This is a genomic window from Phocaeicola sp. RTP21198st1_B8_RTP21198_201120 (assembly GCF_040929485.1).
Lineage (GTDB): Bacteria > Bacteroidota > Bacteroidia > Bacteroidales > Bacteroidaceae > Phocaeicola > Phocaeicola dorei.
In genome coordinates this window covers 340-765 of sequence record NZ_JBCOCI010000425.1, presented here as the reverse complement: position 1 = coordinate 765, position 426 = coordinate 340, and the positions used below count along the sequence as shown (strand labels likewise).

1 protein-coding gene and 1 pseudogene are annotated in these 426 nt (G+C 41.5%); both read left to right on the top strand.

Annotated features, from left to right (window positions below):
- Positions 1–272, top strand: a pseudogene (locus AB5935_RS26955) (UDP-3-O-(3-hydroxymyristoyl)glucosamine N-acyltransferase); the annotation flags it as partial.
- Positions 273–283: 11 nt separating this feature from the next.
- Positions 284–426 (top strand): UDP-3-O-acyl-N-acetylglucosamine deacetylase (locus tag AB5935_RS26950; RefSeq protein ID WP_368327972.1); only part of this gene is annotated, 143 nt, incomplete at its 3' end.

The following is a 426-nucleotide window of genomic DNA, read 5'->3' as shown; positions in this document are numbered from 1 at the left end:
CCGGTTCTACCAAAATTGGTGAATGGTGTATGATCGGAGGTCAGGTAGGTATTGCAGGACATTCCAAAATAGGAGACAAAGTTGGTTTAGGTGCACAGTCAGGTGTACCCGGAGACATTAAATCCGGTAGCCAGCTTATCGGAACTCCTCCTATGGAACTGAAGCAATACTTCAAAGCATCCGTCGCACAAAGAAGCTTACCGGATATGCAGAAAGAATTGCGTAATTTGCGCAAAGAAATAGAAGAATTAAAACAACTATTAAATAAGTAAATAAGTAACCAATGCTGAAACAAAAAACGCTGAAAGATAGCTTTTCACTGAGCGGGAAAGGTCTTCACACTGGACTTGATCTCACTGTAACATTTAATCCTGCTCCGGACAATCATGGATATAAAATCCAGCGCATTGACGTAGAAGGACAACC